Genomic DNA, 21,565 nt, shown 5'->3' on the forward strand with positions numbered 1-21,565 from the left:
GCTTTCTGCATTTATTGCTCCTTCGTCATTGCAGCCGTCTGACGTGTACGGTTGATCAGAATGATGCCCGTGCTGACCAGCCCCAGCGAGAAGATAACGGAATAGCTGAGTTTTTCATCCAGCAGCAGCATGGACCAAAGCACCCCGAACACCGGAATGAAAAACAGAAACATCGAGATGCTCCCGACGGAATTGTATTTCAGCACCAAATTCCATAAGACGAAGCCGGCCGCCGATACGAAGGCCAGATAGACCAGAATGGCGATTCCGGCTGCATTCACCTCGAACGGCATCCAGTGCCCGTTGAAGAGTCCGACGACAGTAAGACCTATGCCTCCGAGCAGCATTTGATATCCGTTCATGTAGAAAATGCTCAAGCGCTGCGAGCCGAGCTTCGACAGGATATTGCCGCAAGCCGCACAGAACGCTGCAATCAGCAGCAGCAGCTCCCCTGCGCCGAAATTCAGCAGCGCTCCACCGCCTTTCATAGAAAGCAGCACCAGCCCGAGAAAGCCGAGAAGCATACCGGTCAGCTTACGTGCATTCAGCCGGTCGCCCTTTAACAAAAAATGCGCCAGCAAGAGCTGGAAGAAAGAGATCGCACCGGCCGCTATCGAGCCGAAGGTGCCTGTACTCGAGCTTAACCCGATGTAAAATACGACGTATTGCATAAACGTCTGCACTCCGCCGATTGCGCAGACCATCCCGACGGATTTGGGGACGATAGCCAAGGATTGGCCGAGCAGGACCATAAGAAAAAGGATCATCAGTCCGCCCAGCGTAAATCGGTAGCCTGCGAACAGCACCTGCTTGAGCATGTCTCCCGGAGCGATGTCCATTAAGGCATAGCCTACCTTGATCATCGGGATCGCGCTTCCCCACAACAAGGTCGAGCCGATGGCCGCAGCGGCGATCCCTGCCGGATGTTTAAAAAATAGTTCCGCCTTCATTCGTTGCTTCCCTGCTTCCTACATACATAAGTATAAAGTGAATAAAATCGATCCCTCTATCCTATCACGGAGCGGACTGCCCTGTCATCGGCAAGATGCTTCCTCATTTTCCGCTCGGCAAAAAAGTAGCTTTCTCCCCTTCGTTTAGTCGGATTCTCCATAACGATCCGCTCGCGATTCCGTTTATGATAAACACACACAACATGCAGACAGGGGGAGAAGAAGTGCAAACAGCAAAGCGGCAGCTGAATGCCTGGATTTTTATTTTGCCAAGCTTGGCTTTAACCTTAATCTTCGGAGTCTATCCCATTACGTGGGCATTGAAATACATGTTCTACGATTATCAGGGGTATGGCCAGCCGGTGTTTATAGGACTTGAGAATTTTGAGCGGTTGATGAGGGATGCGGAGTTTTGGTCATCAGTTAGCAACACGTTTATTTATGCGGCGGGCAAGCTCGTTGTCACCCTTCCGCTTTCCTTAATCCTTGCGGTCATTTTGAATAAGGCGATCAAGGGGAGACAGTTTCTAAGAGCCGTTTATTTCATGCCTACGATTATTAGCGCATCGGTGATGTCGATCGTTTTTTACGTCATTTTTAATTCGTATAACGGTACGGTAAATCAGCTTCTGGTGAAATACGGCCTGGCTTCCGCTTCGATTGATTGGCTCGGTCCGGATTATGCCATGCTGACCTCGATCATGATCGCCATTTGGGGGGCCGTCGGAAACTACATGCTGCTGTTCATCGCAGGGCTTCAAAGCATCCCTGACGATCTGTACGAAGCGGCTTCGCTGGATGGCGCCAACGCCGCCCAGAAGCTCTGGCATGTGACGATCCCGATGCTGGGTCCGGTCATGCAGATGATCATCATGCTCGCCATTACCGTTTCACTGAAGGGCTATGAGAGCATCATGGTGCTGACGGAAGGGGGACCCTACGGCAAGACGGAGGTTATGTACCTGTACCTGTACAAGCTGTTCTTCCCGGTATCCGCAGGCAGTCTGACTACGACCCAGCAGTTCGGCTACGGTAGTGCCGTAGGCTTCGCTACAGCGCTGATTGTCGGCCTGATCACCCTGGTGTACTTCTATCTGTCAAGAAAGCTGAACAAAATGTACTGATCCGAGCGAAAGGGAGATCAACAATGAATGCGATCGCGCAAGTTAGCAAAGAAAAAGCATACAAGCGGACACTTCGTCCTGCCCGACTGCTGTCTACGATAGTGCTGTGGCTGTTTCTCTTAACGGTAATGGCCTTCACCGTCTTTCCGATTCTGATGGCCATCTTGGGCTCGCTGAAGACGAATCTGGATTTGACGACAGGGGCTACCTTCTGGCCGAAGGAATGGCGCTTCGACAACTATGTAAAGGCATGGAACTCGGCCAATTTTGCAAAATTTACATGGAATAGTTTTTTTGTGGGAACACTGACGACAGTAGGTACCATAGCGGTTGCCTCCATGGCCGCCTATGCGGTGGATCGTGTGCCCTTCCGCGGCAAGCGCTTCTATGTCGTGCTTCAATCGTGCACGTTGTTCGTATCGATCGGTGCGGTCGTTTTGCGTCCCCAGTTCGATCTGATGATCAGCTTGAATCTCCAGAAATCGCTGCTCGGCGTCGTGATTTTGCTTGTAAGCGCCCATGCTACGGCCTTCTTCATGCTGATCGGCTTCTTTAAGGCGATTCCTAAGGAATTGGATGAAGCCGCCTTGATTGACGGATGCAACTTTTATACCGTATACTTGCGTATTATCCTGCCTCTATTGACACCGGCCATCGGCGTCACGGCGCTGTTTACGTTCCGTAATGCCTGGAATGAGTATATTTTGCCGCTGGTGTTCACGATGACGCAGCCGGACCTGCAGACGCTGACGGTTGGTCTTGCGAGCCTGCGATACGGGATGGGGGAGGCCTCCGAGCAGCAGCTGATGCTGGCGGGCGCGTGTATTTCCTTGCTTCCGATCCTGCTTGTGTATGTTTTCGCCAACAAGTCGTTCATGCAGGTGACGGCCGGCTCCGTCAAAGGATAATCGAGTGGAAGAGAAAAAATCGATAGACTCTAGCGGCTGCTAGAGTTTTATTCTTTTTGTGGGGGATAACGCAGGATGAAGCAGTGGATGTACCGCAGCACGTTAAACCGTAGAATTTGGGTTTCCTTTACCCTTCTTATTGTCTTCTGCATTGCCGTCACAGGGTTATTGTCTAATTATTACGCCTCCCGTGCCATGGAACAGCGTGCGCTCGGTCTGAGCCAAGACCTGCTGGATAAGTCGGTTCGGGTCATGGATGAGCGCTTGAAGCAAATCATTGTAGCGTCCTCAACGCTCATGCTGAGCGAGGCCTACAAGCAAACGATGCGGGATGTGCAGACGCGAAGCCGTGAGCGGTATTTTACGAATCTTTCCTTAATGCAGGGGCCGTTCGAGCAGGTACAAATCACGGAGCAATCGATTGACTCCATCCTGCTGTCCACACCGATAGGAGATTTTTATCCGACCACCAAAATCCGCAAGTACCAGGTTCCGTTCCAGCAAACCCCGCTGTACCGCGAGCTTAAAGAGGATCCCAGGCCGCAATGGATACCGGGACACCAGGACTCTTTGTTCATGGATGGAAGCCGGGTGATCAGCCTGATCATGCGCCCGCTAAGCGATTATTATATGTCCGATGTTTATGTCATAACCAATGTCAAAGAAGATCGCATTCAACAGCTGCTGCATCAGGATTCCTCCTACGAATCCATGAGCTTTATGCTGCTGACGAAATCGGGAGAGAGCGTCCTTTCGTCGGCTCCTCAGCCGAGGTGGTTTCAAGAGCCGAAGCTTCAGCAAAGATTCGCCGAGCAAGACACGGGTCATTTTGAAATCGATACCTCCGAAGGCCCTATGCTGATCAATTACGCGCAGTCCAATTTTGCCGAGGATTGGGTGCTGGTGGGCTATCAGTCCAAGCAAGAGCTGCTGAAGCCGATGAAACGAATTCAATGGTTTATTTGGTTCAGCATGGCGGCTTGTATTGTGATCGCTTTATTTCTCGCCAGGTATCTCTCCTATATGCTCTTGAAGCCCTTGCGTACGCTGCAGCACGTCATGAAGCGGGTGGAGCAGAACGATTTGAGCGCCCGGTTCGATAGTCCGTTTATGGATGAGATCGGCGAAGCGGGCAATCAGTTTAACCGCATGCTGGGAACGATCGGCGAGCTGATAACCGAGGTTCGCGAGCAGGAGAAGGAGAAGCGGCTGGCGGAGGTCAAAGCGCTCCAGGCCCAAATCGATCCGCATTTTCTATACAATACGCTCAATACCGTCTTTTGGAAATGTGAGATGGAGGAATATGACGATGTGAAGGAAATGGTGGTTTCGCTGTCGTTATTGTTCCGTCTGGGATTGAACAGCGGTCAGGAGATCACGACGCTCGGCAAGGAGATAGAGCATGTAAGCCAATATTTAAAGCTTCAGCAAAAGTGCTATGAGGAATTATTCGTATACACGATCGAATGCGATCCCGAATTACATGATACGCCTATCTTGAAAATACTGCTGCAGCCGCTCGTAGAAAATTCGATTCTGCACGGGTTGAAGGAAATCCGGCATCAAGGCCTGATTCGGATTGTCATAAGCAAGGAGAAGGACTCGCTGATCATCCGGGTACTGGATAATGGACGCGGCATGGATGCAGACCGTGTGAACCGACTGACCATGGACCCGGCGGCCCGCCAAGGGTATGCGCTGTCCAACGTGCGTACGCGCCTGATGTTATATTACGGGGCCCGGGCGGGACTCGCCATACGAAGCGAGCCGAACGTGGAGACGGAAATCATGCTGACGATCCCGATGTTTATGAAGGAGGAGGAACGATGAGCAATCAAGCGCTGCCGATCAAGCTTTGTGTGATAGACGATATTCCCACGGTGGTCCGCGGCCTTACGACGAAGATGGATTGGGAGGCGCACGGGATTATTGTTGCGGCTACGGCACTTGATGGAGAAGAGGGCTTGCGGTTGATCCGCGAGGTGCGCCCCGATATTATCGTGACGGACATCCGCATGCCGTATTTGGACGGTATCGAGATGATGAAAAGGATCCAGGAGGAATTCCCCTGGATGAAGCTGATCTATATGAGCGGCTATACGGATTTCTCCTATGCCCAGGAGGCGGTTAGGCTTGGAGCCTTCGACTATATTGTTAAGCCGTTTACGAAGCAGGAGGTTCTGGATGCCGTTCTCGCCGCCAAGGAAGAGATCCTTCGGGAAAGAGACATGTCCTCCAAGATGGCGGACATGGAGCTGAAGCTGAGAGAAAGCCTGCCTTTCCTTAGACAGGAGTACATGAAGCTGCTGGTCCGCTACGGAAGCACACAGACGAGACTCCGTCAGCAGTGGGAATTCCTGAATATCGATATGAAAGAGAACGAGGTCGTAGCTATGGTGGCCGAGATCGATCAATTCGCCGAGCGCACGAAGGAGCTTCCCGTCAATGAAGTGGAGCTGATCCGCTTTGCGGTCCAGAACATATTGGAGGAGACCGTATCTACGCATACGAAAGGGATAGTGTTCCGGGAGAGCATCGACCAGTTCGTCATGGTGGTGAATCCGCCCGGGGGAATGGACTGCGAGGCGCTTGCCGAGCTGTGCCGTGAGAATATATCGCGGTATACGCATCAGACCATCTCGATCGGGCTCGGCACCTTGGTAAACGAGGCCTGGAGAGTGAACGTTTCGTACGAACGGGCGTTGGCCGCGCTGACGAACAGCTTTTATGCGGGCGGGGACAGTGTATACCGCTATACGACAGACCACGCTTCCGCGCTGCCTTATTTGTCGCCGGAGAAGGAAAAGGCGTTATTTTACTGCCTTCGGTCGGGCAATGGAGCGAAGTCGGTGGAGCAGCTGCAGGACATCTGGGAGGACTGGAGCCATAACCCGCCCGAGCCGGAAATGATGCGGGCCTTGTGCAGCGAGCTCTCCCACGCCATGCTGCGCATCTTTGTCGAGAAGGCGACCGAGCAGGACAAGCTGCTGCTTGAGGCCAGGCTGGCGGACATCATCAAATCCAAGCCGGCCTCCTTCACCGACGTGCAGCGCCGGATTGAGGATTTTTGCGGCCTCGGCTGCTCCATCATGACGAAGCGGCAGCACAGTGACGCCAGACATTTGATCGGCCAAGCCGTGGAATATATCGAACGGAATCTGCACCGCAATCTCACGGCTCAGGAATGCGCCCAGTCCGTCCATTTGAGCCCAAGCTATTTTTCCAGCCTGTTCAAGAAAGAGATGGGCCAAACGCTTGCCCAATATATCATCGGTAAGCGGATGGACAGGGCGAAGGAGATGGTGCTCGAAGGAAAGCAGGTGCAGGATATCGCCCTGGCGCTCGGCTACGAGGACCGGCCTTACTTCAGCGAGCTGTTCAAGCGGCATACCGGCATGACGCCAACCGAGTTTCGGACCCATTACTCTACTTGAGGTTATCGGCGTCCGTGTAATGCCGAGTCAGGAAAGTCGTTTCTCCTACCCTTGAAAGTTATTTTGTCCTTCCTGTCCGGAGGACGGAGTTGTTTATAATGAAAGCGTGCATTGAATTCATCAGGGAAAAGGGAGAGCATGGAATGAAACAGTCATGGGTAAAAGCAGGAATCAGCGTCCTTCTGGCCGGCGCACTTGCGGCTTGCGCTTCTGCACCGGAGCCGAGTAAGGGCGGAACCAATGCCGCAGACAGCGGTAAAAAGACAAAGCTGACCTATTGGACGAACGATCGTCATGATGTCGACTATTTGAAAGAGGTATTTGCTAAGTTCGAGCAAAAGTATCCGGACACGGAAGTGGAGCTCAAGGTCATGGCGGATAACTATGTCCAATCCGTCGATATCTCCTTTGCGAGCAAGCAGTCGCCCGATATATTCCGCGTCGACTCGGCGAATCTGGCAACTTGGGTGAAGAAAAGCTACATGGAGCCGTTCGATGGGTATATGAGCGAGGACATGAAGAAGAAGTTCGCCAACCTGTTGATCGACGAGAAGAATACGTACGAGGGCAAGATTTATACGCTTCCGAATATCGGACAGTTCTGGAGACTCATCTATAACATCGATCTGTTCGAAAAGGCGGGCATTAAGGAGCCGCCGAAGACGCTCGAGGAAATGGTCGCGGCCGCCAAGAAAATCACGGAAGCCGGGAAGGACATCGGGGCTTACGGCTTTGCAGGTAACTTTAAAAGTCCGACAGGCTTCGAGCGCGTGGCGTACACCATTGCCAGCTTGAGCAAGCCGGACGGCAATGAAGGCTACAATTTCAAGACCGGCAAATTCGATTTCGGCATGTACAAAGAGGTGGCGCAAGCGCTGCGTCAGATGAAGGTGGACGGCAGCATGCTGCCGGGCTCGGAATCGCTCGATATCGACCCGCTTCGCGCACAGTTTGCTCAGGGCAAAATCGGGATGTACTTCAACCACTCCGGGGAGCCGGGCGTTTATAAGTATCAGTTCCCGACGAACATCCGCTGGGCCGGAGCGATGCCTCCTACCATTGACGGCAAGCAAAACGGCGCAGTACAAGTTATTGCCGGAAGCTATTTGGCGATCAGCAAGGATTCACCTAACAAAGAGAAGGCATGGAAGCTGATCGAGATGATCTACAGCGACGAGGTGCAAACGCCTTATCATGAGAAGGGCTTCGGTATCTCGGTTATCCCTTCGGTCAATGCACAGGCGAAGGTGCCTGACGTGCCGAGCATTCAAGGCTTCCTGCCTACGAAGCTCGACGGGATTTACCCGGCCGCTCCGATCATTATTTCCGAAGGAAGGCTCGAAGGTCCTAAGAAGTCGGACGTATTTATGAAATATATCATCACCGGCGGTGATATCGACCAAATCACCCAGGATCTCAGCAACCGTTATAATGCTGCGCTGGAGAAGGCGAAGGCGGCAGGAGATACGAAAGCGGCCCCGATTCCTGATTTTGACGCAGGCAAGCTGCAGGGAACGCTGGCGAAGTAACCAATAATATACATTCCCGATGAAAATGACAGTTCTCGGTACCGATGCACGGGTGCTGAGGACTGTCGTTTGCTCATCTTGGGGATCAGGAGGAAGGGAAGAGTCGAATGCGTTGGACCAAAGAAAAGCTAGCCGCGCGAATCAGGGAGCTGGAAGCCTTTCGTTACCGGGAGGAGCGGGAGGTCCCGTCCATGCGCAAGCAATGGGATCCTGCCGGAGCCAATGGGGTGTATCCGCCGGAGGACGGCGAATGGTCGGAAGCGAGAATCGGCGATCGCTGGAGCGGCCGCGACTTGTATATGTGGCTTGCCTTCGATTGTGAAATCCCTGCCGATTGGATGGGAAAAAAGGTGCATGGACGGTTTGATTTCGGTCAGACCGGGTCGGGAAATAACAGCGGCTTCGAATCGCTGCTCTTCTTGAACGGCGAGCCTTATCAAGGAGTGGACAGCAATCATGAGGAGGTTTTTCTTCCGGCCTCCTCTCCCGGACAAACGCTCCAGTTCCGGTTTCGGCTGTGGTCCGGTCTGAACGGGTATGGGAAGGCTGCTCCTATCGAGAGTCAGATCAAGCGTGCCGTGATCGGATGGCTTGACGAGGACACGGATGATTTATACTATACGGGCCGGGCTGTGCTGGAAACGGTGGAGCTGCTGGATGAGAACCATGCGGATCGGCACTCGTTATTGTCGGCGCTGGACCGGGCGTTCCTCTTGCTCGACTGGTCTTCTCCCGGCTCCGAGGAATTTTATCGCTCCGTGAAGGAAGCCGCCGCATTGCTTCGGACTCAGCTGCAGGAGATGCCGAAGCATCACCCGGTAACCGTGCGCTGCATCGGGCACACGCACATTGACGTCGCATGGCTGTGGCGTTTACGCCATACGCGGGAGAAAGCGGCTCGTTCCTTCTCTACGGTGCTTCGACTTATGGAGCAGTACCCGGATTATATTTTTTTACAAACGCAGCCTCAGCTTTACGCGTATCTGAAGGAGGACTATCCGGAGCTGTTTGAACGAATCCGCGAGAGGGTAGCCGAAGGACGCTGGGAAGCTGGAGGAGCCATGTGGCTGGAGGCGGATTGCAATCTCGCGTCCGGCGAATCGCTGGTTCGGCAGCTGCTGTATGGGACCCGCTTCTTCCGTGAGCAATTCGGCGTGGAATGCAATTATTTGTGGTTGCCCGACGTGTTCGGCTACAGCTGGGCATTGCCGCAAATCCTGCGCAAATCCGGCATCGACATGTTCATGACGACCAAGATCAGCTGGAATCAGTACAACCGGATGCCGCACGATACGTTCCAGTGGCGGGGGATTGACGGAAGCGAGGTGCTGACTCACTTCATCACGACTCCGGATCCCGGCGGCAGCGAGGGGGCGTTCTATTATACGTATAACGGCAGCGTCACTCCGCAATCCGTTCAGGGCATTTGGGAGGGATACCGGGACAAGGATATCAACCGGAATCTACTGCTTGCCTACGGCTACGGAGACGGCGGAGGCGGGGTCAACCGCGAGATGCTGGAGCTGCGCCGACGCTTGGAGCATATGCCGGGCATTCCTAACGTCGTCACGGGACGCGCCGACGAATACTTCGAGCAGCTGAAGGGAGCGATCGCCGAAACCGATCAATATGTCCATACTTGGGACGGCGAGCTTTATCTGGAGCTGCACAGGGGAACCTATACCAGCCAAGCGTATAACAAGCGGGCCAACCGCAAGCTGGAGCTGCTTTATCGCGAAGCCGAATGGATGAGTGTGCTGAGCAGCCTCCTGACAAGTTCCGAAACTGGCCGGTGGGCAGCTTATCCGAAGAGCTTCTTGGACAAGGGCTGGCAAATCATTCTGCGCAACCAGTTTCACGATATTATTCCAGGTTCCTCCATCGGGGAGGTATATGAGGATTCGCGCGCGGAATACTCCGAGGCGTTCGAGCTCGGAAGGTCGGTCTGCCTTGATGCGACAGCCCGCCTAACGGACGGCTCCGGTTCCGGGGACATCTGCGGATTGCAGGAGCAGCTGTGGCTCGGTTCGACGGAAGCTGAGGTGAATTCGGCAGCGGCCAAAGAAGTGCCGGTAAACGGGGAGCAGCGGTTCACGGTGCTGAACAGCGCTTCCTGGAACCGCTCGGGCGTGGTTCGTATTCCGCTCGGTGTTCACGGGACATGGGTGGATGCCGACCAACGCAGCCTTGCGGCGCAAGTCAAGGATGGGTACTCCTACCTTCATTTGTCCGAGGTTCCATCCATGGGCTACACTACCTTGACGTTCGTACCGGGCGAGACGAAGCGCGAGGAGGCTGAGCTTCCGTTTCGTCAGACGGAGAACGGGCTCATCACGCCTTATTACGAGCTGTCGTGGAACGACAAAGGTCAGCTGATACGGCTGTATGATAAGAAATTCCGGCGTGACGTGCTGGCGGAAGGCCAGGCAGGCAACGTATTTCAAGTGTTTGAGGACAAGCCGAAGAGCCGCCATGAAGCATGGGATATCGATATTTTCTATCAGGAGAAAATGTCGCCGGTCGAGCGGCTGAACCGTCTGACGATCGAGGAGATAGGCCCGGTACGTACGGTCATTGCTTTGGAATGGACCTACCGGCAATCGGTTATCCGCCAGAACATGATCTTCTACGCGCAAGACCGGAGAATCGACTTCGAAACGAAGGTGGACTGGCACGAGCAGCGTCAGCTGCTGAAGGTAGCCTTCCCGGTTGCCATTCATGCTCCGGAAGCCACCTACGACATTCAATTCGGCAATGTCAAACGACCGACACATTGGAATACGAGCTGGGATTACGCCCGGTTTGAATCGGTCGCTCATCAGTGGGCGGATTTGTCGGAGCGCAATTACGGGGTGAGCCTGCTTAACGATTGCAAGTACGGCTATGATATCAAAGGAAACGTCATGCGACTGACGCTGATTAAATCGGCCATGGTACCGGATCCGAACGCGGATCAGGGCAACCACCTTTTCACTTATTCCCTGCTGCCGCATGAAGGGGATTGGTATCAAGGAGACACGGTACAGTCCGCTTGGGATTTGAACCAGCCGCTGCAGGTTGCTTGCGGCGCGCCCGGAAACCGCAGCCGATTCTCTTTCTTGTCTCTGAGCGGGGACGGCGAGGCCTTCATCGATGCGATAAAGAAGGCGGAGGACGAGGACGGAGTTATCGTTCGACTGCATGAATACGCAGGTATTCGGGGAGAGGTCCGGATTGCGAGTGAGCTGCCGCTCGCAAGCTGGCAGGAGCTCGATCTGATGGAGCGCCCGTTAGGGCCCAAAAACGAAGAGGCTGAGCTGAGCTTCTACTTGAAGCCTTACGAAATTCGAACGTTTCTGCTTACGTCTAAGTAGACTGACGGCAGGCGCAAACCCCTTAGCCATCCATTTCAGGATGAATAAGGGGTTTTTCCGCTGTCTGTTATTTCACGCCTATGATGTTATAGTGCCGTCCTTCGTAGCTTCCGGTACGCTGCGTGTGTACGGTGCCTTCGGCATCTACGCGGAGGCGAACCCAATTGTACTGTCCTTCCCGATATGCGTAGGAACAGCCGTCGTCCTCATACAGGACGCATTCCTGTACGCCTTGCCCGTAGCTGTGCAGCGTAACGTCGAAGACGGCGCCATCCGCTACATATGGCAGCGGCTCGGCGAGAGGGAGCAGCGTGCCGTCCTTCACGAATACCGGAATCCGTTCGAGTCCGGGAGCGAAGTTGTAGGATTGTCCGCCTTCATAAGCGGCGTTTGTCCAGAAGCAGCGCCAGACGCCCTTCGGCAGGTATACCGTGCGCTCGGTCGTGCCTGTCACGATAGGAGCGACGAGCATCGATTCGCCCATCATATAGGCATCATCGATCCCGAACGTATTCGGATCGTCCGGGTAGTCCATGACGAGCGCGCGGAACGGCGGCCTTCCTTCCAGACGGTATTTGGCATAGGCCGCGTACAGATAAGGAATGAGAGCCATACGGGTTTCAAAAAGCGCGCGGCAAATATCGCGAATGTGCTCGTAATTGTTCAGAAATTCCCCGCGTACATTTTTACCCCTGTCAACCTGCATCCACGGAGGATTCGGGATTCTCCAGCAATTCAGCAGCGCCATCGGGGAGAAGACGGCCGTCTGAATTCTTCGGATCAAATCCTCGGGCGATTCGGCCTGACGCACCTCCGGCGACCACAGCAGACCGGAAAAACCGCAGTTGACGACCCCGCGAATAAATACTTTATGGTTGTACAAATCGCTGTACAGCACGAACGGATACGGCGAAGCGAGAGCGCCGGAGGAACGGACCTGGGATAACGTTCTTCTGCCCGCTTGCTCGAAGGGAGCCAGAATGGCGGCCTGGTACAGCGTGCCGAGCTGATTGTGCATCTGCTCTCCGTCCATGCCGGAAGGAAACTCCGTTACATCCGGGAACGACCAGTTGGAATGCACGAAGTCCGAGCTGTCACATTCATCGAGCTTGAAGCCGGCGATGCCTTTGTCGACGAACTCCTTGCGGTGATGCTCCGCAAACTTTGCTTTGGCTTCCGGAACGGACAGATCCGGCACGAGTCCCTCCCACACCTCATAATCGCCGGAATGCGGCTTTAAATCCTGATACAGCGGCGAGGTGGGATGGACGAAGAGGTGCTCCCACAGATTGACCCGGTACTTCATGCCGTAGAGCTCGTTCAGCATCGTTTCGTGGTCGGGGAAGCGGCCTTCATCCCAAACGAAGGAGCAGGAGTAAGCCTTCGTCTGCCAGCCCGGCTCGAAGCCGAATACATCCACCGGCATCCGATCCTCCCGGAACGTGGCGGCCAGACGCATGACATCCTCCTTCTTGGCCGCGCTGTAGGCGCGGTACCACATGCCGAGGCCCCAAGCGGGCGGCAGACAGCCTCCGCCGGAGAACAGATTGTACCTCTGTACTGCAGTCGCCATGTCGGGCCCTTCGAACAAATACACATCGATGCCTTGGGCTGAAGGGATGTCGACCACGACGGAGCGGTTTCCTTCCGATACCTGATAGCCGTATAATTCGATCTCGGAGGTGCCGATAGCTTTCTGCTCTTGCTTCTTGTGCTCGGAGGCTCCTTTGCGCAGGTTTGTCCCGCAATAGAAGGCGGCATAACGGGAGGTGTCTACATACACGCCGTAGCCCGCCGTCGAGACATAGAACGGTACAGGGGCATGCGTATCCCCGGTATCGGCAACCGGATCGCTGTTGACGCGCAGCACCTTTTTTCGTCCCGTGTGATCGACCCGGTGCAGCTGCAGACCGAAGCCGTAAATATGCTCCTCCGCCGACATTGGGAGCTCGATACGAATGCCCCGTTTGCTCAGCCTGATGCCGATCTCATGCTCGGTGAAGGGTGGAGCTCCCTCGCTGCCAAGCCGGTCCAGCGCTTCCGTTTGCATTACCGTCTCACGAAGCTGCACCGGAGTGTGTTTTTCCGGTTCGCCGAAGCGAACCCGCCATATGCCATTTGCGATCGATTTCATAGGTCTTCCCCTTTTCTGCGATATTATCTACGATTATATCCGTACTTTTCCGTGAAAAGTTATGATAAACTATGAGAAAATGTTTGAATCTTATCCAAATGTGGTGGAAGCATGAATCGGCTGTTCGAACCTGTTGCACTGGCTCCGTCCAGCATATTCTGGGACTACGATATTCGTACGGAGCACAATTTTCGAGGATATTATCATTTTCATCAATGCTGCGAGTTCGTGCTGGTCCATGAGGGAAAAGGGACGGTCGTCGTCAATCAGCACACGTTTGACATTAAGCGGGGCCGGTTTTTTCTTTTCCCTCCGTACCAGCTTCATCAGATTTATGCGGAGGTATCCCCGGAGCGGCCTTATGTGCGGTCCATCTTCTACGCGGATCCGCTGCTGGCGGAAAAGCTGCTACGCTCCTTCCCAAGCCGGCTCGCCCGCTTCGAAGCGTTATGGCAAAGCTCGAACAGAGCCCACGTGTTTGATTTGAACAACCGGACCGGGATGATGGAAAGCATCTTTGAACAATACGATGAGGCCAAGCAGAGAGGAAAAGGAGATGATCTGGAGGAGCTTACCATGCTGCTGCTTCAGATCATCCATACGCTTCCCGAATCGGTGCCGACGGCGGGGGAGAAGCCCGGGCTGCAGCCGCAGGACCGGCGGGCCCTTCGTTATTCGGAGACGCTGATGCGGTGGATTGAGGAGCATTATCATGAGGAGGTCAGTCTCGAACGGCTGGCGGAGGAGACGCACTTGTCACCGAACTACATTTCCCGGATTTTTCGTCAGGAAACAGGCAGCAGCATTACGGATTATTTGACCGCACGCCGTATGAAGCAGGCATGCCGGCTGCTGGAGACGACTACGCTCTCCGTGGAGCAGATCGCAAGAAATATCGGGGTGGCCAACAGCTCCTATTTTATCCAATTGTTTAAACGGGTGGTCGGTACGACCCCATTAAAGTATCGGAGCAGCAAAATCCGCAAGTTCGGAAACGATTGACCCGTGTCGGGAAGTCCGTCTTGCGTCTTCGATAATGGGGGTCCCGCCCAAGGGACATACTAGGCAATATACAGGGAATTCCCGCCAAGACCGCTGCTATTTACAAGGAGTTATCGATGTCGAACCGGAGCTGGAATATCGTCGTTATTACATTAAGTATTCTCTTCGCCACGGGTTTGGCCATGTTTCTGTTCTCTACCCTGAGAATTCATCAATGGGTCGGATCCTTGACACAGGAACAGCCTGCGGGCGACCGGCCGAAGCGGATCATGCTGATCTCCCAGGAGCTGGACAACCCCTTCTGGCGTACGGTCGAGCAGGGAGCCAGAGAGGCTTCCGCAGCCCACGCCTATGAGCTGGACTATGCTGGACCGTTCCGAATCAACCCGTTGGAGCAGCGGAAGCTGCTTGAGAAAGCAATCGCGGCGAAGGTGGATGCTTTGCTGGTTCAGGGCCTGGGAGATCCGGCCTACCGTGAGCTTATTGATCAAGCCGTCGCGCAGGGTATCCCTGTCATTACCGTGGATACGGACGAACGGGACAGCAAACGTCTGGCTTATGTAGGTTCGAATCATACGGAAGCCGGTGAGCGTATGGGGCGCCTTGTCGCGGAAGCCTCCGGTGGGCGAGGACGGATCGGCGTACTCGTCGGGGAGCTTCAGGCCAGCAATCAGCGGGAACGGCTGGACGGATTCCGTTCGGTCATCGGCCGGTATCCCGAGCTGTCGATTGTTGAGGTTCGGTCGTCCCACATATCCCGCCTTCAGGCGTCGCGGCAAGCGGAAGAACTGCTGCTGAAGCATCCAGGGGTGGGTTATATGATCGGTTTCAGCACGCTGGATGCCGTGGGCATTCTCGATGCGGTCAAGCGTGTTCAAGCGAACGGCATGACGATCTTCGGCTTTGACGATCTTCGCGAGACCATGGAAGGGATTCAAGCTTGTACGATTTCGGCAACGCTTGTCCAGCAGCCCCGGGAGATGGGACAAACGGCGGTTTCGCTGCTGCATGACTTCTTCGCAGGCCGTGTCCCCGGCCCTATGCACTACACGGACATCACAGTAGCCGGAGGGATCTGCCGATGAGCATCCGGACGAAGCTGCTGTTGTTTCTTCCCTTATTGGTGCTGCTGGTGAATCTTGTTACCTTCCTTCTGTTTGCCAGCGGCACTCTCGTACAGCGAAGCTACGGCTTGATGATGGACCGAATCCTTCTTTATAATGAAACCGCTCATACGGCTGAGGACAGCCTTCGCCGTCTGTACAGCTTGCTGACCGGTCCGGAAGAAAGGTTAGCGACGAATATCGAGCAGCTCTACGGCCGAATCAAGGAGCTGCGCAAGACGTTAGCAGCACAGACGAATACGTCTTTACCTTCCGCGGCACGGATGAACTATACTCATATGTTGGATACCCTGATGGAACAGGAACAAAAGGCGCTGGAGGCGGCGGCTAACCGATCGGCATTGGCGGCTGTCTCCCATTACGAGGAAGCGGAAAAAACAACGGGCTTCATTCGGGAAGAGGGCCAGCGGCTCATTGAGCTGGAGCTGACCGCCTTTGAACCGATCTACAGGCAAATTAGCGGCGAAAATGCCCGCATGACTCGGTTGGCTATGGCTGTGCTCGTCATCAACACCTTGATGAGTATCGCTCTGGCCTTGTGGATTTCCCGCAGCATTACCGTCCCGGTCTCCCGGCTGGTTCAGCGGGTCCGCTCGATGTCCAAGGGCAACCTGGAAGATGGGTTTCGCGAGTCGGAGACGCCGTCCCGGGATGAGCTTGGTCTGCTGTCAGCCGCCTTCGGCCAAATGTCAAGCGAGCTGAAGCTTATGATCGAGAAGGACAAGCAAAGCCTCGAGAAGGACAAGCTGGTGAAGGAGCTGGAGCTGCAAGCGCTGCAAAGCCAGATCAATCCCCATTTTCTGTTCAATACGCTGAACGTCTTGTCCAAGCTGGCATTAATTGAAGGCGCCGAGCGGACGAGCGATCTGATAGTATCGATGTCGAATTTGCTGAGATACAATCTTCGGACGCTGGATCAGCCTGTGCGGCTTAAGGATGAGCTTGAGCATATCCGGGAATACTTCACGATTCAGCAAGCGCGCTTTCGCGATCGGATCCGGTTCGAGCTATCCTATAACGAAGCCGTATTGTCGGTACAGGTACCGGCGCTTACGCTGCAGCCGATAGTCGAGAACGCGTTCGTTCACGGCCTGGAAGGGATGGAGAAAGGAGCCTTGCTTCGGCTGGATATCCGCCGCGTTACCGAAGGCGTGCAAATTGCCATACAGGATAACGGGCGGGGGATGACGGAGGAGATGCGGCAAGCCCTGCTGCGGCTGGAAGGGGAATCCGACAAAAAGCAATCGACGGGGCTCGGCACAAGAAACGTGTTTAAACGGCTGCAGCTGTTCTACGGCCGCCATGATTTGGTGAGCATCAGCAGCACGCCGGGTAAGGGAACGACCGTTACTTTGCTGCTGCCTCAGAGAGAGGAGGGGGAAATGTTGTGAGTTATCGACTGTTGATCGCGGATGATGAAGCTCTGGAGAGGGAAGGCTTAGAATGGATCGTCAGGAATCAAATGCCCGGCAGGTTCCAGGTCATTCATGCGGAGAACGGACGAACCGCTATCGAGCGCGCGGAGGAGCATCGGCCGCATATTGTCATGATGGATGTGAACATGCCCGGTATTCAAGGGCTGGCGGCTATCCGGGAGATCAAGCAGCGGCTGCCGGAAACCAAGTTCGTGCTCGTTACGGCTTACGATTATTTTGCTTATGCCAAGGAAGCGCTGACTCTGGGGGTGAGCAGCTACATCGTGAAGCCGGCTAAACGTGACGAGCTTGTCGGCACGCTTGAGCAGCTCGTTCAGGAGCTGGAGGAAGAGAAGCGGAAACGGACGGACGAGCTTAAGCTTCGGGATAAAATGTTTCAGCTGGAGCCGCTGATGGAGAACGAGCTCTCCCTGATGTTCATGGTCGATCAAATTGTGGAGACCGATGCCCGGCTGCTGTCGGAATGGCTTGATTTTCCGTTGGAGGAAGGCTGTGCGCTGGTGGTTGCTTTTCCTCCCGACATTCGTTCTTTGGATCAACGGAAAATTTACGATAGCCTCCGAAGCTTCGTCAAAACGAACGGCCTGCCCTGCATTGTCAGCTCACTCATCGACCTTCATATGACGGTGTTCCTCCATAAACGTTCGGAGCTTTCCGGAACTGCTTGGCTCGAGCATGTGAAAAAATACGGGGAGCAGCTGTGCAGCTTTGCGAACCGCCAGCTTGGCATAGACATCTTCGTCGGCATCGGCTCGGAGGGGAAGGAGGCTGCGGGCTTTCGCAAATCCTACTTTGAAGCGGTGATTGCTTCCACCTGCAGTGAGAACGGCGGTACGGTATGCCACTTTGACGAGCTGAAGCAAGGGAAAGAGGTAAGCGCTCGGGAAGCCTCGAAGTCGTCTGCGGATTCGGACGGCCTGCATCGTTCCTATGTTACCGCGGCGCTTCAGCGCATTCGGGAGGAGCGGGAGCTGCAGACCTTAACGGTGCTGGACCGGGCGAAAAAGTATATTACGGAGAGGTATACGGAAGAGGTGTCGCTCGAAGAGGTGGCCGATTATGTGCATCTCAATCCCCATTATTTCAGCAAAATCTTTAAGCAGCAATTCGGCGATACGTTCATTGATTTTGTTACCCGGCTGCGTATCGACAAAGCCAAAATATTAATCGCGGAAGCTCGGCTCAGTCTGAAGGAAGTGTGTTATGAGGTGGGGTATAAGGATCCGAATTATTTCAGCAGGGTCTTTAAGAAGGTGACCGGCTTTACTCCTACGGAATATCGAACTCAAATTCAATAGTTTGCCATACAAAGTCCAAGTCTTCGAGACAAGGACTTTTTTGTGTTTTTACGATAAAAAAATGCTAGCTTTCCCGCGCAAATCATATTTTTCCGCTTCATGACTTTTTAATGCGGGTACAACACACAATAATGAAGGGAATCGCTCGTTTGTCCGTGAACCGACCATGTTATAATGAGCTCGCTCAGCTCTATGTAAGCTCAAAGCATCCTGCTAAGAGATATAACATACATCAAGATTCGGATCCGTATGACGGCGAAGGGGGAGACAAAAGTGGAACTTACGATGAACGGTCGCCAAGAGCAAGACGGGCAGCTTACCGGTAATCAAACGCAGGTTAGTCTGATCTTTGTTACGTTAGTGTCCATTGTTGCCGCATTAGGTGGCTTATTATTCGGATTTGATACGGCTGTCGTATCGGGCGCAGTCGGTTTTATGGAGCAGCGGTTCGCTTTAACGCAGGTGGAGGTAGGCTGGGCTGTTTCCAGTCTCATCATAGGCTGTATCGTCGGGGCTGCGATGTCCGGTATGGTCAGTGACAGATTCGGGCGCAAAAAGGTTTTGATCGGCGCAGCCGCTCTATTCATTATCGGTTCGATCGGCTCCGCGTTACCGGCTACGTTCACCGCATACATTATTGCCCGTATGATCGGCGGTATCGGTATCGGGATCACCTCGACCGTCTGCCCGCTGTATAACGCGGAGATCGCTCCGGCCAAATATCGCGGACGGTTAGTGGCATTGAACCAGCTTGCCATTGTTACGGGTATTTTTCTCACGTATTTCATCAATCTTTGGATAGCCGGAGCGGGAGACGAGGCATGGGCCGTCAGCACGGCTTGGCGCTGGATGTTCGGTGTCGGTGCGGTTCCCGGCCTGCTGTTTCTCGTTCTCCTCTTCTTCGTGCCGGAAAGCCCAAGATGGCTGATCAAACAGGGACGTGCGGCAGAGGCCCTGCCGATCCTGCTGAAGATTCACGGCGAAGAGCCTGCAAGGCAGGAGGTGCTGGACATCAAGGAATCGTTCCGGCAGGAAGCCGGAACGCTGCGACAGCTGATGAGCCCCGGGCTGCGCCTTGCGCTGATTGCCGGGGTAGGTCTGGCGATCCTTCAGCAGATCACAGGGATTAATGCGGTCATGTATTATGCGCCGGAAATCTTTAAGCAAACGGGAGCCGGCACCAACGCCTCCCTGATTCAAACCATTATGGTCGGATTTATCAATTTCCTATTTACCATACTGGCTTTGTGGCTTATCGATAAGGTCGGGCGCAAGGCGCTGCTGCTCATCGGCTCCGCTTCCATGACCGTCTGCTTGATCGTCATCGGGATGGCCTTTCAATCAGGCCACACGTCGGGACCTTGGGTTCTGCTTTTCATTTTGCTGTATGTTGCATCGTTTGCCATCTCGCTCGGACCGGTGGTATGGGTTATCATCTCGGAGATCTTCCCGAACCGCATTCGCGGGATTGCGACGGCTGTAGCGGCTATGGCTTTATGGGCGGCGGACTATGTCGTGTCCCAATCGTTCCCGCCGCTGTTGAATACGGCAGGACCGGCGATAACCTTTTGGATTTTCGGGGCTATGTCCTTGTTTACGTTCTTTTTCACCATGCGCCTGGTACCCGAGACGAAGGGCAAATCGCTTGAAGAAATCGAAGGCTTATGGGCTAAATAATGCTAAAGAGGGGGTGCTGCCGCGGCAGCACCCCTTTGTTTTTATTATGATATGTTAGTATCGCCTGTGAGCAAGGGATACAAAGCTGCTAAAGAAGGTGATTTCATAACGTTACAAGGAGCATTACCGGGCCGTGATAAGCGCCAGACGCCCCTGTAACGCGATTTTTTCATCTTACGTTCGCAGATGAACACATATTTGGTACAGTAAGGTGAATTGATAACGTTACAAGGAGCGTTACCAGGACGTGATAAGCACCAGACGCATTGTAACGCGATTTTTTCATCTTACGGTCGCAGATGAACACATATTGGAGCTAGACTAGAAAGTAGACACACTCTATCAGCGACCTGGTACAATAAAATAAACTAAAAGGTCGAGGTGTGTCATGGGAGATATTCGTCAGCATTTTGATGAAGAGTTCAAGCGTCAAACCGTAAAACACATGCAAGAGAGTGGGAAAACCCCAGCCGAAGTATCCAAGGAATTGGATATCCCCGTAAGCAGCATTCGGGCGTGGAGAAAGCAGTTTACCAACACGGGTGAAAAGTCGCAACTGTTTGTCGATTACGAACGACTCAAAAAGCTCGAAGAGATGAATCGAGAACTTCAAGAGGAGAACGAGATTCTAAAAAAGGCGATGCACTTCTTCACGAAAAACCGAGACTGATTTACGCGTTTATCCGTAAATTCCGCTTCCAGTTTCGTGTTGAGAAGATGTGCTCTGTGATGGGCGTTTCCCGAAGCGGTTACTACAAGTGGCTGAACCGAAAGCCGAGCGAACAGGAAAAGCTTCGCAAGAAACGGATGAAGCGAATCCAGCATCATTTCTATGCCTACAAGCGTCGTTACGGCAGTGATAAGATTGCAGCCAAATTGCGTGAAGAAGGCGATACCATCTCGACGAAAACAGTGGCTCGCCTGATGAAAGAGATGGGGCTGTGCTCTTGCACAGTGAAGAAATACAAAGCAACCACCAACTCGAAACATAATCAACCGGTGTATGACAATGTGTTAAACCGCGGCTTTAACGTACTTGCACCGAACAAGGTATGGGTAACAGATATTACGTACATTGGGACATCTCAGGGCTGGGTTTACCTAGCGAGCGTGATGGACCTCTACTCTCGCAAAATTGTCGGTTGGGCGCTTGGGGAGCGAATGACCAAAGAACTAGTGTTGGAGGCGTTTGACCAGGCTTGTGAACGGCAAAAGCCTCCTCCAGGTTTAATTCACCATTCTGATCGAGGCTCACAGTATGCCTCAAACGAATACCGCGAGCGGCTGACGAAGCATGAGATGATTGGCAGCATGAGTCGTAAGGGCAACTGCTACGACAATGCATGTATCGAGTCCTTCCACAGCGTAATGAAGAAAGAGCTCGTGTACCAAACGAAGTTTCACACCCGAAAACAGGCGTATGATGCAATTTACCGGTACATTGAGTTCGACTACAACCGGATCCGCATCCACTCGACGATTGGTTATCTCACCCCGCATCAGTGCGAGAAGAGGTACTATGAACAACACCGGGTCTCCTAGTTTCTGTGTCTACTTTCTTGACAGAGGTCCATATTTGGTACAGTAAGGTGAATT

Annotated in this window: 13 protein-coding genes and 1 pseudogene; 12 read left to right on the top strand and 2 right to left on the bottom strand. The window is 53.7% G+C overall.

The window, feature by feature from the left end:
• Positions 1–11: 11 nt before the first annotated feature.
• Entirely contained in the window at positions 12–950 is a 939-nt protein-coding gene (locus QMO62_RS02240; RefSeq protein ID WP_284638424.1) for a DMT family transporter, read from the bottom strand.
• Positions 951–1,153: 203 nt separating this feature from the next.
• Between QMO62_RS02240 and QMO62_RS02245 the strand changes: the two genes are divergently transcribed.
• From QMO62_RS02245 to QMO62_RS02270, 6 genes are all read left to right on the top strand, one after another.
• A complete protein-coding gene (locus tag QMO62_RS02245; protein ID WP_284644835.1) occupies positions 1,154–2,074 on the top strand; it encodes a carbohydrate ABC transporter permease in 921 nt (306 codons plus the stop codon).
• Between the two features lie 23 nt (positions 2,075–2,097).
• On the top strand, positions 2,098–2,982 hold the full coding sequence (locus QMO62_RS02250; protein WP_372516642.1) for a carbohydrate ABC transporter permease: 885 nt from the start codon (positions 2,098–2,100) through the stop codon (positions 2,980–2,982).
• A 75-nt stretch (positions 2,983–3,057) separates the two neighbouring features.
• Entirely contained in the window at positions 3,058–4,812 is a 1,755-nt protein-coding gene (locus tag QMO62_RS02255; protein ID WP_284638426.1) for a cache domain-containing sensor histidine kinase, read from the top strand.
• Positions 4,809–6,416: a response regulator gene (locus tag QMO62_RS02260; protein WP_284638429.1), complete on the top strand. Its 1,608-nt coding sequence runs from the start codon at positions 4,809–4,811 to the stop codon at positions 6,414–6,416. Before QMO62_RS02255 ends, QMO62_RS02260 begins: the two co-directional genes overlap by 4 nt.
• A 143-nt stretch (positions 6,417–6,559) precedes the next feature.
• Entirely contained in the window at positions 6,560–7,945 is a 1,386-nt protein-coding gene (locus tag QMO62_RS02265) for an ABC transporter substrate-binding protein (protein WP_284638431.1), read from the top strand.
• Positions 7,946–8,052: 107 nt separating this feature from the next.
• Positions 8,053–11,298 (top strand): alpha-mannosidase, encoded by a 3,246-nt coding sequence (locus QMO62_RS02270; protein WP_284638433.1) that lies wholly within the window; start codon positions 8,053–8,055, stop codon positions 11,296–11,298.
• A 67-nt stretch (positions 11,299–11,365) separates the two neighbouring features.
• On the opposite strand, the gene QMO62_RS02275 is transcribed toward QMO62_RS02270, so the two are convergent.
• Positions 11,366–13,432 (bottom strand): glycoside hydrolase family 31 protein, encoded by a 2,067-nt coding sequence (locus QMO62_RS02275; RefSeq protein WP_284638435.1) that lies wholly within the window; start codon positions 13,430–13,432, stop codon positions 11,366–11,368.
• A gap of 111 nt (positions 13,433–13,543) precedes the next feature.
• On the opposite strand from QMO62_RS02275, the gene QMO62_RS02280 reads away from it, so the two are divergent.
• The 6 genes and pseudogenes from QMO62_RS02280 to QMO62_RS02310 all read left to right on the top strand — a co-directional run bounded on the left by QMO62_RS02280 (position 13,544) and on the right by QMO62_RS02310 (position 21,511).
• Positions 13,544–14,434 (top strand): helix-turn-helix domain-containing protein, encoded by an 891-nt coding sequence (locus QMO62_RS02280; RefSeq protein WP_284638436.1) that lies wholly within the window; start codon positions 13,544–13,546, stop codon positions 14,432–14,434.
• Positions 14,435–14,550: 116 nt separating this feature from the next.
• Positions 14,551–15,519, top strand: coding sequence for a substrate-binding domain-containing protein (locus QMO62_RS02285; protein WP_284638437.1), 969 nt, complete (start codon positions 14,551–14,553; stop codon positions 15,517–15,519).
• Entirely contained in the window at positions 15,516–16,949 is a 1,434-nt protein-coding gene (locus tag QMO62_RS02290) for a sensor histidine kinase (RefSeq protein WP_348651694.1), read from the top strand. Before QMO62_RS02285 ends, QMO62_RS02290 begins: the two co-directional genes overlap by 4 nt.
• Complete coding sequence (locus tag QMO62_RS02295; protein ID WP_284638439.1) at positions 16,946–18,292, top strand: response regulator; 1,347 nt, start codon at positions 16,946–16,948, stop codon at positions 18,290–18,292. The genes QMO62_RS02290 and QMO62_RS02295 overlap by 4 nt, the downstream gene beginning before the upstream one ends.
• Positions 18,293–18,577: 285 nt before the next feature.
• Positions 18,578–19,969, top strand: coding sequence for a sugar porter family MFS transporter (locus QMO62_RS02300; RefSeq protein WP_284644837.1), 1,392 nt, complete (start codon positions 18,578–18,580; stop codon positions 19,967–19,969).
• Between the two features lie 397 nt (positions 19,970–20,366).
• Positions 20,367–21,511, top strand: a pseudogene (locus QMO62_RS02310) (IS3 family transposase).
• Positions 21,512–21,565: the final 54 nt, after the last annotated feature.

The organism is Paenibacillus silviterrae (assembly GCF_030167925.1).
GTDB classification, from domain to species: Bacteria; Bacillota; Bacilli; order Paenibacillales; family NBRC-103111; genus Paenibacillus_G; species Paenibacillus_G silviterrae.

Coding starts and splice junctions, on each gene's coding strand:
- QMO62_RS02240 (WP_284638424.1), bottom strand. CDS start 950: ATGAAGGCGGAACTATTTTTTAAACATCCGGCAGGGATCGCCGCTGCG.
- QMO62_RS02245 (WP_284644835.1), top strand. CDS start 1,154: ATGCAGACAGGGGGAGAAGAAGTGCAAACAGCAAAGCGGCAGCTGAAT.
- QMO62_RS02250 (WP_372516642.1), top strand. CDS start 2,098: ATGAATGCGATCGCGCAAGTTAGCAAAGAAAAAGCATACAAGCGGACA.
- QMO62_RS02255 (WP_284638426.1), top strand. CDS start 3,058: ATGAAGCAGTGGATGTACCGCAGCACGTTAAACCGTAGAATTTGGGTT.
- QMO62_RS02260 (WP_284638429.1), top strand. CDS start 4,809: ATGAGCAATCAAGCGCTGCCGATCAAGCTTTGTGTGATAGACGATATT.
- QMO62_RS02265 (WP_284638431.1), top strand. CDS start 6,560: ATGAAACAGTCATGGGTAAAAGCAGGAATCAGCGTCCTTCTGGCCGGC.
- QMO62_RS02270 (WP_284638433.1), top strand. CDS start 8,053: ATGCGTTGGACCAAAGAAAAGCTAGCCGCGCGAATCAGGGAGCTGGAA.
- QMO62_RS02275 (WP_284638435.1), bottom strand. CDS start 13,432: ATGAAATCGATCGCAAATGGCATATGGCGGGTTCGCTTCGGCGAACCG.
- QMO62_RS02280 (WP_284638436.1), top strand. CDS start 13,544: ATGAATCGGCTGTTCGAACCTGTTGCACTGGCTCCGTCCAGCATATTC.
- QMO62_RS02285 (WP_284638437.1), top strand. CDS start 14,551: ATGTCGAACCGGAGCTGGAATATCGTCGTTATTACATTAAGTATTCTC.
- QMO62_RS02290 (WP_348651694.1), top strand. CDS start 15,516: ATGAGCATCCGGACGAAGCTGCTGTTGTTTCTTCCCTTATTGGTGCTG.
- QMO62_RS02300 (WP_284644837.1), top strand. CDS start 18,578: ATGAACGGTCGCCAAGAGCAAGACGGGCAGCTTACCGGTAATCAAACG.